12 protein-coding genes and 1 pseudogene are annotated in these 12,541 nt (G+C 58.3%); 8 read left to right on the forward strand and 5 right to left on the reverse strand.

The window, feature by feature from the left end:
- Positions 1-217: 217 nt before the first annotated feature.
- Positions 218-2,140: pseudogene (gene htpG / locus PHD22_RS14175) on the reverse strand (molecular chaperone HtpG).
- Positions 2,141-2,216: 76 nt separating this feature from the next.
- Here htpG and PHD22_RS14180 point away from each other — a divergent pair.
- A complete protein-coding gene (locus PHD22_RS14180; RefSeq protein ID WP_299868169.1) occupies positions 2,217-4,028 on the forward strand; it encodes an ATP-binding protein in 1,812 nt (603 codons plus the stop codon).
- Here the strand turns inward: PHD22_RS14180 and greB are convergent.
- Both greB and PHD22_RS14190 read right to left on the reverse strand, forming a co-directional pair.
- Complete coding sequence (gene greB / locus PHD22_RS14185) at positions 4,019-4,573, reverse strand: transcription elongation factor GreB (RefSeq protein ID WP_299868172.1); 555 nt, start codon at positions 4,571-4,573, stop codon at positions 4,019-4,021. The genes PHD22_RS14180 and greB overlap by 10 nt on opposite strands.
- 80 nt (positions 4,574-4,653) lie before the next feature.
- Complete coding sequence (locus tag PHD22_RS14190; protein ID WP_299868175.1) at positions 4,654-4,887, reverse strand: DUF3567 family protein; 234 nt, start codon at positions 4,885-4,887, stop codon at positions 4,654-4,656.
- Between the two features lie 161 nt (positions 4,888-5,048).
- Between PHD22_RS14190 and PHD22_RS14195 the strand changes: the two genes are divergently transcribed.
- The 4 genes from PHD22_RS14195 to PHD22_RS14210 all read left to right on the forward strand — a co-directional run bounded on the left by PHD22_RS14195 (position 5,049) and on the right by PHD22_RS14210 (position 8,299).
- Positions 5,049-5,273 carry a DUF465 domain-containing protein gene (locus PHD22_RS14195; RefSeq protein WP_299868178.1) on the forward strand — a complete coding sequence of 75 codons (225 nt, stop codon included), beginning with the start codon at positions 5,049-5,051 and terminating at the stop codon, positions 5,271-5,273.
- 38 nt (positions 5,274-5,311) lie between these two features.
- Positions 5,312-6,616, forward strand: a complete 1,305-nt coding sequence (locus tag PHD22_RS14200) for an O-acetylhomoserine aminocarboxypropyltransferase (protein ID WP_299868181.1) — start codon at positions 5,312-5,314, stop codon at positions 6,614-6,616.
- Positions 6,617-6,626: 10 nt separating this feature from the next.
- The gene (locus PHD22_RS14205) at positions 6,627-7,442 is read left to right on the forward strand and encodes an alpha/beta hydrolase (RefSeq protein ID WP_299868184.1); all 816 of its coding nucleotides are present in this window, start codon (positions 6,627-6,629) and stop codon (positions 7,440-7,442) included.
- Positions 7,443-7,504: 62 nt separating this feature from the next.
- Positions 7,505-8,299, forward strand: a complete 795-nt coding sequence (locus PHD22_RS14210) for a DUF2189 domain-containing protein (RefSeq protein WP_299868187.1) — start codon at positions 7,505-7,507, stop codon at positions 8,297-8,299.
- A gap of 3 nt (positions 8,300-8,302) precedes the next feature.
- Here PHD22_RS14210 and PHD22_RS14215 read toward each other — a convergent pair whose 3' ends face one another.
- Positions 8,303-9,166 (reverse strand): DMT family transporter, encoded by an 864-nt coding sequence (locus tag PHD22_RS14215; RefSeq protein WP_299868191.1) that lies wholly within the window; start codon positions 9,164-9,166, stop codon positions 8,303-8,305.
- Positions 9,167-9,398: 232 nt separating this feature from the next.
- On the opposite strand from PHD22_RS14215, the gene PHD22_RS14220 reads away from it, so the two are divergent.
- The 3 genes from PHD22_RS14220 to PHD22_RS14230 are packed head-to-tail and all read left to right on the forward strand — an operon-like array spanning position 9,399 to position 11,042.
- Positions 9,399-10,076, forward strand: a complete 678-nt coding sequence (locus PHD22_RS14220) for an SIMPL domain-containing protein (protein ID WP_299868194.1) — start codon at positions 9,399-9,401, stop codon at positions 10,074-10,076.
- Complete coding sequence (gene dtd, locus PHD22_RS14225; RefSeq protein ID WP_299868198.1) at positions 10,073-10,510, forward strand: D-aminoacyl-tRNA deacylase; 438 nt, start codon at positions 10,073-10,075, stop codon at positions 10,508-10,510. Before PHD22_RS14220 ends, dtd begins: the two co-directional genes overlap by 4 nt.
- Positions 10,479-11,042, forward strand: coding sequence for a C40 family peptidase (locus PHD22_RS14230; protein ID WP_299868201.1), 564 nt, complete (start codon positions 10,479-10,481; stop codon positions 11,040-11,042). The genes dtd and PHD22_RS14230 overlap by 32 nt, the downstream gene beginning before the upstream one ends.
- Before the next feature lie 42 nt (positions 11,043-11,084).
- On the opposite strand, the gene hemB is transcribed toward PHD22_RS14230, so the two are convergent.
- The gene (gene hemB, locus PHD22_RS14235; RefSeq protein ID WP_299868204.1) at positions 11,085-12,095 is read right to left on the reverse strand and encodes a porphobilinogen synthase; all 1,011 of its coding nucleotides are present in this window, start codon (positions 12,093-12,095) and stop codon (positions 11,085-11,087) included.
- Positions 12,096-12,541 lie beyond the last annotated feature (446 nt).

Here is a 12,541-nt window from a genome sequence, read left to right on the forward strand (position 1 = left end):
CGCCGCTGCCGCTTGTTGTTGCTTGTCGTCGCGCTGCTCACTTCGCGTTCCTCCTGATTGAACAGAAGGAGGATTCTTCCGCGTGAGCCAGGGCGGGGGAAGAACGCCGCTCAGTGAGCGGTTACATGAAAGCATCGTGCCTGATGGAAACACCCAGGTGTCTCCATCAGGCACGATCAGGGTCCGCTGGGGAGTGCCAGACACTCCCGCAACCTGCTTAGTTACTGTTCATCACCAGCATCAGCTGATTGATCCGCTTGACGAAAGTGGCCGGATCGTCCAGCGTACCGCCTTCTGCCAACAAGGCCTGATCAAACAACACTGCTGCCCAGTCAGCGAATTGAGCCTCCTCGTATTTGAGGCGCAGTACCACCGGGTGACTGGGGTTGATCTCGAGAATGGGCTTGGAAAGGGGAATGTTCTGGCCCGCAGCCTTCATCATCCTTGCCAGATTCATCCCCATGTCGTGCTCGTCGGCCACCAGACAGGCGGGGGAATCGGTCAGGCGATGGGTTATCCGGACTTCCTTGACCTTACCCTCCAGACTACCCTTCATCTTTTCGAGCAGGTCCTTCAGCTCACCAGTCTCTTTCTCGACAGCCGCCTTCTCGGCTTCATCTTCCAGTTTGCCCAGATCCAGACCACCCTTGGCGACGGAAACCAGTGATTTGCCGTCGAACTCGGCGAGGTTGCCCACTACCCATTCGTCCACCCGGTTGGAGAGCAGCAGCACCTCAATACCCTTCTTGCGGAAAATCTCCAGATGGGGGCTATTCTTGCCGGGATTGAAGCTGACGGCAGTGACGTAGTAGATCTTTTCCTGGCCTTCCTTCAATCTCCCGAATTAGTCGGTGAGGGAGACAAGTTCTTCGGACGTTTCCGCATGAGTGGAGGCAAAGCGCAACAGGCCGGCGATCTTGGCCTTGTTGGCGAAATCTTCGCCCACGCCCTCCTTCAGTACCTGCCCGAACTCCTTCCAGAAGGCAGCGTACTTGTCCTTGTCGTTTTCGGCCATGTCCTCAAGCAGGCCCAGGACCTTCTTGGTGCAGCCGGCCCGCAGGGTGTCGATGTCTTTGGATTCCTGCAGGATCTCACGGGAAACATTGAGCGGCAGATCGTTGGAGTCCACCACTCCACGCACGAAGCGAAGGTAGAGGGGCATCAGTTTCTCGGCGTCGTCCATGATGAACACGCGGCGCACGTAGAGCTTGACCCCGTGGCGGGCCTGACGGTCCCACAGGTCGAAGGGGGCATGGCCCGGCACGTAGAGAAGCTGGGTGTACTCGTGACGACCCTCGACCTTGGAGTGGGTCCAGGCCAGGGGCGGCTCGTAGTCATGCCCCACGTGCTTGTAAAACTCCGTGTATTCCTCATCCGTAATATCGGACTTGGCCCGGGCCCACAGAGCATTCGCCTTGTTGACAGTCTCGTCTTCGGCGGTGATCACCTGTTCCTTCTTCTCCTCATCCCATTGTTCCTTCTTCATCACGATGGGCTGAAGGATGTGGTCGGAGTATTTCTGGATGATGGAGCGCAGCTTCCAGCTGGACAGCAGGTCGTTCTGGTCTTCGCGCAGATGCAGGGTGATTTCGGTGCCGCGGTCAGCCTTGTCGATGGGCTGCACGGTGTATTCACCGGCGCTGTCACCGGTCATCGAGCATTCCCACTGCACGGCCTCCGTGCTGGCAAGACCGGCCCGGCGGGTACGCACGGTGACCTTGTCGGCAACGATGAAGGCAGAGTAAAAGCCGACCCCGAACTGGCCGATCAGGTGGGCGTCCTTCTTCTGATCGCCAGTCAACTTGCCAAAAAACTCCTTGGTGCCCGACTTGGCGATGGTGCCCAGATTGGTGACCACCTCGTCGCGGCTCATGCCGATGCCGTTATCGGAAATGCTCAGCGTCCGGCTTGTCTTATCGAAGGCCACGCGGATCTTGAGCTCACTGTCGCTCTCGAACAGGGCGCTGTTCTCCAAGGCTTCAAAGCGTAGCTTGTCACAGGCATCGGAAGCATTGGAAACCAGCTCCCGGAGAAAGATCTCCCGATTGGAGTACAGGGAATGGATCATGAGGTGCAGCAGTTGCTTGACCTCTGCCTGGAAGTTCAGAGTTTGTGCGGACGACATTTGCTCGACAGTCATAAAGCTTGCTCCATGAGAACCGTTAATGTCCCTCATATGGGTGTTCTCGCCCTTCTTTCAAGCCCCATCCCCTTCGATGGAACGAATTCCCCTCCCCCGCTTTCATTTCGCCCTCCGCAGGCGCACACCACCTGCCCGCAGTGAAAAGGTCGAACACGGCTCGAAACGCCGTTCTCTCTACCTTGCCATCGGCCTGGCCTTCTTTTGTCTCACGGGTTTCGTCGCGGGCGGCGCGAAACTGCTCATCGAGTACGACAAGGAGCAGGCCCTGCGGCGTTCAGAATCCGACCTGGTGAACCTGACACGAGTTCTGGATGAACATGTAGCCAGGGCTTTCGGCGAGACCGAAACAGCCTTGGCTGAACTGGCACGGTTAATCGAAGACAGGGGCAGCCTTGAGAGTTTTGGAGAGGAAGAGCTCGTACAGCCCCTCCGAAGCAAGGCCAGTCACCTACCCTCCGTGAGCTACCTGCAGGTTGAACGGACAGATGGAAGCCCTGCAGCCACCTCCATCGCTCCGGATCAAACGACGAATCCACCGCGCGCTCCCATCCGTCAACGCCCCTTCTCGCTGGGCGTCCAGGAGGGGATTCAGATCGACCCTCCCGTCCGCAGTCCTTATACGGGAGAGTGGGTCATTCCACTGAGTCGCCAGGTTTTCGACGAATCAGGCAAGTACCTGGGTTCAGTCAGTGCTGCAATCAGCCATGCCTACTTTGACGGTATCTACCGGGAACTGGCATTACCCCGTGGTGATGTCCTGCAGATCGTTCACTCCGCCCGAGGGCTTGTCCTTGTTCAGCACCCGCCTCTGGATGCAGCCATCGGCAGCCCTTGGAAAAGTGTACGGAATCTGAAAGATTTGCAAGGGGAACCCGGTCAGAGTCAATCCGGGCTGGATCGTCTCGGGACAGAGCGGCTCTCCGCGTGGCGCCAGCGGAACGAACGCCCCGTTCTGGTGAGCAGTAGTCGGCTGACGGAAGATGCCCTGGCTGATTATGTTCCCCACCGAAATCGTATCCTGGTTTCCTCCCTGGCCCTGATCACGCTACTGGCAGCGCTTGCCATGCTGCTTCAGCGTTACGTACACCGCCGGGAACAGGACAACCAGATGCTGGAGGAGCGTGTCCGGCAGCGCACGGCCCAACTGGAGCAGGTCAATCGGGAGTTGCTCAGTTTCAGTTACTCAATATCCCACGACCTGTCGGCCCCCTTACGCAGCATCAACGGCTTTGCCCATGCTCTCGAAGAAGACTCTGGGGACCGACTGGATGAAGCCGGACGGCAGCATCTGCGTCGTCTGAAACGGGCGAGCCTGCGGATGGAGGAACTGATCGACGCGCTACTGCGGCTTTCAAGCGTCAATCAACATGCTCTGAAAATCCAGCATCTGGATCTGAGTGGAATGGCCCAGGAAATTCTGGACGACCTGTCTGCCACTCAACCTGAGCGGGTCATCGTCAGTCATGTGGAAGAAGGTCTCCAGGCAGAGGCTGATCCGGTGTTGCTTCGTTCGGCACTGGAAAACCTGCTGGGCAATGCATGGAAATTTACCCGTGACAGCCAACCCGCCCTGATCCATTTCGGAGGGCGACCCCACGGAGACGAAAACCTGTACTACGTGAGTGACAACGGGATCGGCTTCAGGCTCGACCATGCCCGTCGGCTGTTTGAGCCGTTCCAGCGACTTCACCAGCAAGAAGGCTTTCAAGGGTCGGGGATCGGCCTGGCCAGCGTTCGTCGCATCATCGAACGCCATGGCGGTTCCGTATGGGTAGAGTCCGCTCCTGGCAAGGGCACAAGCCTTTTCTTCACCTTACCCCGCCCACCTGCTCTGGTTCGTCGCCCTCGGGAGCGTGAGCAGATTCCGGGCAGAACTTACTCGTAGCGTATCTCCACAACCTCGATCTCACGAATTCCCGCCGGACTGACAAAGCGGACGACATCGCCTTCCCGTGCCTTGAGCAGTGCCCGGGATAGGGGCGCAATCCAGCTGATCCGCCCCTCAGAGGCATTGGCCTCATCGACGCCAACAATCTGGTAGGTCTGCTCCTCTTCGCCGTCGACATCGCAGACCGTCACAGTCGCACCGAAATAGACCTGCTCGGTGTTGTCCTGCTCCGCGGGTGTCACCACCAGCGCACTTTCGAGGCGCTTGATAAGGAAACGGATTCGCCGATCGATTTCACGGAGGCGCTTCTTGCCGTAAATGTAATCTCCGTTCTCGGAGCGATCACCGTTGGAAGCGGCCCAACGAATGGTTTCAACCAGTTTGGGACGCTCATCCCGAACCAGGCCATCCAGCTCCGCACGCAGAATTTCGAAGCCTCTGCGAGTCATGTAGTTCTTGGTTCCCGGTGGCAACCTGGGCACACCTGGCGGAGAGTCCTCCTCGTCGTCCTGATCGCTTTCCCTGACGAAGGCTTTATTCACACATACTCCAAAATCATAAAATGGGCTTCATGTTAGAAGCTGCCTGCCACCACGGCAAGCAGCCCGTCATGTCAGAAGTCTCAGTGATAGACTGCGGGTTGATTCATGAGCGCACCATATCCCTCAAGCCAGTCCTCAAAATCATCCATCTCGCTGGAGGATGACGCTACATCCTGTAACTCCTGACGCAGCCGGCAGGCTGCCTCGTCCCGGAACAGGACTCCCGCACCTCTTCGCTTGTCAATCACTTCAAGGGCGTGGATATCCGGATAATCCACCACATACAAGACGGGATTGTTGAGTACCACGTTCATGACAGATCTCCTGACAGCTGTTTCGCCTCACAGGCTGGATGTTTCCTTAAATGGGAACACCTGGAGCGACTTCAAGTTCCCTTCCGTTGCTTTTTCCCAGCCCACCCGCCTAAGATTGATCCCATCCTGCCCATCCAGGGCCCATCGTCGAGCAACCAGGCATGAACGACACCAATGAACCTGACGCCGAAGTCAGCAGCCTCACCGCCCGTCTTGCCGTGCTCACCACCGAGCACCGGGACCTTGACGCCATAATCACGCAGATTTCAGCTGCACCACCGCCTGGAGACGAACTGCTGCTGCGTCGCCTCAAGAAACGCAAGCTGCTACTGAAGGACCGCATCTCCCTCATCGAGCAGATGCTCTGTCCCGACGAACCTGCCTGAACGCTTTTTCCCACACTCACAATCAAGCCTGACACAGCATGCCCACTCACCGTAACGCTGGGGCGGACACCCTGGCCCTCCATGCGGGCCAGACGCCCGATCCGGTGCACCGTTCGCGGGCGACGCCGATCCATTTCACCACCAGCTACGTTTTCGAGAGCAGCGACCATGCCGCTGCCCTCTTCAACCAGGAACGGGCTGGTCACGTGTATTCGCGGATTTCCAATCCCACCAACGCCGTACTGGAAGAGCGGATTGCGGCTTTGGACGGCGGCATCGGAGCGATTGCCTGCGCCAGCGGACAAGCCGCGCTGATGCTCGCCATCACCACCCTGATGGGAACGGGCGGGCACATCGTCGCCTCCCGCGCCCTCTACGGGGGGTCTCACAACCTGCTGGCCTATACCCTGCCCCGCTTCGGCATCACTACCACCTTCGTCTCTCCTCGGGATCCCCAGGCCTGGCGTGATGCCATCCGGCCCGAAACCCGCCTATTGTTCGGCGAAGCAATCGGCAATCCGGGGTTGGAAGTCCTCGACATACCGACTATTGCCACCCTTGCCCATGAAGCGGGAGTACCACTGATGGTGGATGCAACCCTGGTCACCCCGATCCTCCAGTGCCCCATCGATCTGGGTGCCGATCTGGTCATGCATTCGGCGACCAAATATCTGGGCGGTCACGGCGTCGCCATCGGCGGACTGCTGGTGGATGGGGGCACGTTCGACTGGGAAGCCAGTCAGGGACGGTTTCCAACCCTTACAGACCCCTACGATGGCTTTCATGGCATGGACTTCGCGGAGGAGTCACCCATTGCCGCATTCCTGCTCAGAGCCCGACGGGAAGGGCTACGGGATTTCGGTGCATGCCTTTCCCCCATGAACGCCTTTCAGATCCTGCAGGGTGTCGAAACACTGGGCCTGCGCATGGAGCGTCATGTAACCAACGCCCGGGCCCTGGTGGATCATCTGCTCCGTCATCCTATGGTGGAATCCGTGTCCTGGCCGGAACTGGACAGTCATCCGGACCAGTCCCTCGCTACCCGGCTGCTTCCCAGGGGGTGTGGCGGCGTGTTCAGTTTCAGCCTCAAGGGCGGACGTCAAGCTGGCAGTGCCTTCACCGAAGGATTGCGTCTTTTCTCTCACCTGGCCAACGTGGGCGATGCCAAATCCCTGGCGATCCATCCGGCCAGCACGACTCATTTCCGGATGTCCGCAGAAGACCTTCGTGCCGCAGGCATCAACGAGGGTACGATCCGGCTCTCGACCGGGATCGAAACTGCCTCCGACCTGATCGAAGACCTGGAGCGGGGCCTGCATGCCGCTCAGAAAGCCATCACCTGAGGGCTAAGCCATGAATCCAACTCCATGCTTGAACCCCTATTACTACACCGGCGGCCGCCCCCATCAAATCGGGCGTCCCACCATCATTTTCATCCACGGTGCAGGCCATGACCACAGTGTCTGGACCCTCCAGACCCGTTATTGTGCCAGCCATGGATGGAACGTGTTGGCCCCCGATCTTCCCGCCCACGGACGGTCCCCAGGCGACGGACTGACGAGCATTGAGGCGCTGGCCGACTGGGTTCTCCAGCTCATGGACACCCTGAACGTGGCCCAAGCTGCGCTAGTAGGACACAGCATGGGCTCTCTGATTGCACTGGAAGCCGCTGCCCGGGCACCTCAACGGATCAGCCACCTGGCCCTGATCGGATCCGTTGCACCCATGCCCGTTGCGCCCCCTCTGCTGGAGGCCACCCTCAGCCATCGCAATGAGGCCCATGCGATGATCAATCAATGGTCTTACGCTCCCCGGGCCCAACTCGGGGCCAGCAGCACCCCGGGCATTCACCTAACTGCACTCAACGAACGACTGATGCAGCGTCAGGCACCCGGGGTGCTTCACCGGGATATGGCCGCCTGCAATGCCTATCAGGGCGGTTTCGACGCTGCAGCCCGGGTCAGCTGTCCCGTCCTGCTCCTGAGTGCCGCCCAGGACCGGATGACGCCACCCAAGGCACTTGCCCCGCTTGCTGCAGCCTTCACCCCGGATGCCTGCGTGACCAGGGTGGTGATTCCGGATGCCGGGCATGCCATGATGTCCGAAGCGCCGGGAGCTGTTCTTGATGCCCTGTGGAACTTTATCGGGCGCAAAACCTCTCCTGCATAGGAGCGCCCGCAGTCTGCGGGCGTGGACAGTTACTTCCATCGAACACCTCTGGGAGAGGCAGCATGGCTGATCTTCATACCCCCGCAGAGCAGCAGGCCGGTGCTGGTCTGCCTTTCCCGAACATCCGCAGTATCGGCGTGGCAGCGCCCTTACGCTGGGTTGCCCGAGGCTTTTCCGATTTCCTCGCATGTGCCCGTGCCAGCTTGTTCTATGGTTTCTGCTTCACTGCCATGGGCCTGCTGAGCACCGCCATCCTTTCCCGGGCCTATGAATACATCGCTGCCGTCACGAGCGGCTTTATGCTGGTAGCGCCATTTTTTGCCATGGGTATTTACGAGCTCTCCCGCCAGCGAGAGAAGGGATCCCTCCCCGCACTCTGGCCCACCCTCACGGTCTGGCGACACAATGCAGGCAACATTGCCGTCTTTGCCGCAGTGCTGGGCGTGATCTTTCTGGTTTGGGCCCGCGCCTCCCTGGTGATCTTCGCCATGTTTTACACGAGCGAATTGCCAACGCTGGAGGGGTTCATCGACCAGGTCCTGTCCCTCGACAATCTGGAGTTCCTGGTAGCTTACTTTGGAGTCGGCTTCATCTTCGCGCTGCTCGTATTCGCATTGAGCGTGGTGGCCATTCCACTGATGCTCGACCGCAATCAGGATGCCATCACCGCCATGCTTGCCAGCGCTCGGGCCCTCGCCTTGAACCCTGTGCCGTTGACAATTTGGGCCTTCCTGATTGTCACCTTCACCCTTGTGGGCTTCATCAGCTTTCACCTGGGCCTTGCCGTGATGATTCCCATCATCGGCCACGCCACATGGCATGCCTACCGGGACCTCGTGGAACCCTTGAAGCGATAGCTTTCAGTTTGTCTCTCGACGAGCCAGGCCAGTTAAGGCCAGCAGAACCAGGATGCCCCCAAGTATCTGAGGCAAGGTGGCGCCTTCGTTCAGGAAGGCTGCGGCAAGGGCAAAGGTGACCACGGGTTCCAGGATTGATAACGTGGCAGCGTCTGCAGCTCCCAGGCGCCTGATGCCTGCGAACAAACTGAGCATGGCCACGACTGTCGATAGTAAGGCAATCGCCATCACCCACCCCCATCCTGCAGCATCGACAGGGAACCGGGGCGTTCCGAGCAGAACGCCCACGGCAAAGATGGCAGCTGCGGCCAGCATGACTACTGCAGCGGCACCCAGAGGCTCTTCTTCCCTGAGAATCTGGCCTCCTGTGAGGATATAAAGAGCGTAGATCAGCGCTGCGGCCATTCCCAGCAGAACGCCTGTCCGACTTCCGTCCATGCTTGAACCAATGGTCAGCGCCACGCCCACAAAGGCTGCCAAGACCAACCCCATCTTGACGATACCAAGGCGCTCTCCCAGAAAGACCGCACCCAGTACCATTACCAGAAACGGGTACAAGTACAGCAGCAGGGCTACCAGCCCGGCCGTGGCAAACTGCAATGCAGAAAAGAAACAATAGGATTGGGCGACGTACCCTACGCTACCCATCAGGACCAACACGGCAAGGTTGCGGCCTCGTGGCCAGCGTCGGGAAAACAAACCCATGAAAACGGCCAGCAGGCAGCCTGAAACTGAGAAACGCAGAAACAGCAGGGTCATCACATCCACCCCGGCTGCAAACGCAAATCGGGCAAAAATCGCCATTGCACCGAAAGAGATGGCCGACAGGACGATCAACGCGGCACCAGCCCAACGAGACTTGCTCATCTACCGTTCCCTGCCTGCTCTGAAGGAGCCCAGATGCTGAAGACTGGTCTATGCTTGGTCAAGTCTGGCGCAGCTTATTTCGTATCACAGGCAGCCAAACCATTTCCTTGAATGTTCTTTCCAAGACTTGCATTCAGGCCATCTTTGGTGAGAATGATCGCATCAAGCAGCTCAAATCGACGGTCCCCCAATGAACTCCACAAGAAAAATGCAGATCCTGAACAAGTCCCTCATGACCACCCTTGTAGTGACAAGTGTTCTCTGCCCGTTGGGCGCTTGGGCAGATGAGGAGCGTCCCCACGCCAACCTGTCGGCGGACAGCAGCCGGGCCGCCGCCAACGATCTCTTCAAAGCACAGGTTTATGCGGAAGCCACCGATGCCAATCCTGGAGACGTGGCACGCAGGGTCAACAGCCAGATTACCGGGGCCATTCAGGCAGCCAGGAACTATCCCACCGTGAAGGTCCGGTCGAACGGCAGCAATACCTATCCCGTCTATGGCAAGAACGGAAGAACCATCGAAGGCTGGCGGATGCGCTCAAACCTGTCCCTTGAAAGCAGCGATGCAACCGCCGTATCGGAGTTGTTGGGCAAACTTCAGCAGAACCTTGCCATCGCCAGCCTACTGGCAACCCCTTCTCCCGAAACCTGGAAGAAAGCAGAAGACGAGGCCATCACTGATGCCTTGACGGCATTTCAGAACCGGGCAGCCCTGATTGCCGGCAGCCTGAAGAAAAAATGGAAGATTCGTCAAGTGACTGTCAACACCAATGGCCCATCACGTCCGCCCATGCCCTATCTGCGTGCGCAGGCATCAATGGCCAGTGCCGATACCTCCCCCCCGGCTCTTGAGGCCGGTGACAGCCAGGTCAGCGTTCAGGTTAACGGCCAGATCGAGTTCCTGGAATGATCGCTGTTCTCCAGCGGGTTCTGGAAGCCCGTGTCAGTGTGGATGGACGCACCGTTGGCAAGATCGGTCCAGGGCTGCTGGCCCTGGTGGCAGTGGAGAAGCACGATCAAGCTGAAAACATTCAGCGGATGGTTGAAAGGGTGCTGACCTACAGGGTGTTTTCCGATGAAAATGGAAAAATGAACCGTTCATTGACCGACACAGGGGGTGGCTTGTTGCTGGTTTCCCAATTCACCCTGGCGGCCGACACGACCAAGGGAAACCGTCCCAGTTTTACACCTGCCGCAGCCCCCGTCGAAGCGGAACGCCTTTTTAACGAAATGCTCACCCTGGCACGTGCCCGTCACCCCATTGTGGAAACAGGCCAGTTCGGTGCAGAAATGACAATCTCCCTGATCAATCATGGCCCGGTCACAATTCGCCTTACCAGCTAAAGGGCCAAGCCCCGTCATCGGCGTGATTGTTGGGCTGGCCATCGCCCTCGCCGGTTGCAGCTCCCCCCCACAAAGGCCACAGCCCCCCCAGAGCGAGCCAAGCTCCGGCCTCCCCTCCAACCGCCATTGGTTCGCCCTCCCTCGCCACGACCATGCCCAGGAAATGGTCATTTATGCCCTGGGACTGCTGGATACAGGCTACCGCTTTGGCGGCAAGAACCCGGAAGCGGGTCTGGACTGCAGCGGCATGGTCAGCTATATCGTGGAGCAGGTCAGCGGTCGCAAGTTGCCCTACAACGCAGCAGGCATTGCCCAGCGAACCCGTCCAATCTCCAGCAAGGCGATTCGGCCAGGTGATCTCGTTTTTTTCAATACGCTGGGACGATCCTATTCCCATATGGGCATATACATGGGAGATGGAAAATTCATCCACGCACCCAACAGCCGCGGAAGAGTCCGGATGGATCGACTTGACAGCCGCTACTACGCCGATCGTTTCGAAGGCGCCCGGACTCTTCTTCCCGAAGGCTGAAAGCTGTGGGATCAAAACTGATCAGCGCTACTGACCGATAGTTCAGGCACCTTCCTTCAACCAGCGGGCTGCGTCCAGCGCAAAATAAGTCAGGATGCCATCGGCCCCAGCCCGCTTGAAGGCCACCAGGGACTCCATCACACAGGCCTGTTCATCGAGCCAGCCGTTGGCTGCGGCCGCTTTCAACATCGCATACTCGCCGCTCACTTGATACACATAGGTAGGCACCTGCAACTCGTCCTTCACTCGGCGGACAATATCCAGATAGGGCATACCGGGCTTGACCATGAACATGTCCGCGCCTTCTGCGATATCCAGCACCACTTCGCGGATCGCTTCATTCGAATTCGCCGGATCCATCTGATAGGTGGATTTGTTACCCTTCCCGAGATTACCTGCGGAGCCAACCGCATCGCGGAAAGGCCCATAGAAACTGGAAGCATATTTGGCAGAGTAGGCCAGGATGCGGGTATGAATCTGCCGGGCAGCATCGAGTTCGGCACGGATCCGGGCTACCCGCCCATCCATCATGTCAGAGGGCGCCACGACATCTGCCCCCGCCTGGGCGTGACAAAGAGCTTGCTTAGCCAGCACTTCGAGTGTCTCGTCGTTGAGAACATACCCGGAGCTATCAATCAGACCGTCCTGGCCATGGCTGGTATACGGGTCCAGGGCAACATCGGTGATCACGCCGAGTTCGGGAAAACGCTGCTTCAGGGCTTGAACCACACGTGGCACCAGACCGTCCGGGTTGTAGGCTTCTTCTGCACTCAAGGATTTGCGATCAGACTCGACCACAGGAAAGAGGGCCAAGGCAGGAATGCCCAGTTTTACAGCTTCTTCAGCTCGCAGCAGCAACTGATCCAGAGACATGCGGCTCACTCCTGGCATGGAAGCCACGTTATAAAGCGTGCGCTCCCCTTCCACCACGAAAACTGGATAAATCAGGTCATCTGTACATACCCGGTGTTCCCGCATCAGTCGGCGAGAAAAATCATCACGGCGCATCCGTCTCGGACGGCTGGAAGGAAAAGCTGAATGAACTGGACTCATGGATTTCTTTCATATTTACATCTGGATACGAATCGGGGCCGGAACTTTCTCTGCCCCACCTGGTACTAACAAACAGATGGTTCTGATCCGTCTCCCGCTATACCTCCCTGAGCGGGGCCTTGAGCAAGCAAGGCAACCTTTGCCCCCGGCATCCCCTCGCCGGGGGCTTTTTATTTCAAGCCTGCCACGCACGCGGACTTGTGCCTGCCTGTTTGAGAAATTTTATGTCAAAACATAGCTTGAGCAGCGATTCCAAGAAAAACAGAAGCCACTCTATAGAGTGGCTTCTGTTTTTCTTGGAACAAGGTAACTAACTCGTCTTAGCAGGGTGTTGAAAATTGCATCGTCACCTTCCGTTTCCAGCTTGGCTGGGAAAAATCGACGCTGAAGAACCCCGGCGTGGTTTGGCATGAAGCACTTTCCAGCCGTCTTTCGAGCCGATTCCG

Origin of the sequence: Zoogloea sp. (assembly GCF_028693495.1) — a bacterium.
GTDB lineage: Bacteria > Pseudomonadota > Gammaproteobacteria > Burkholderiales > Rhodocyclaceae > Zoogloea.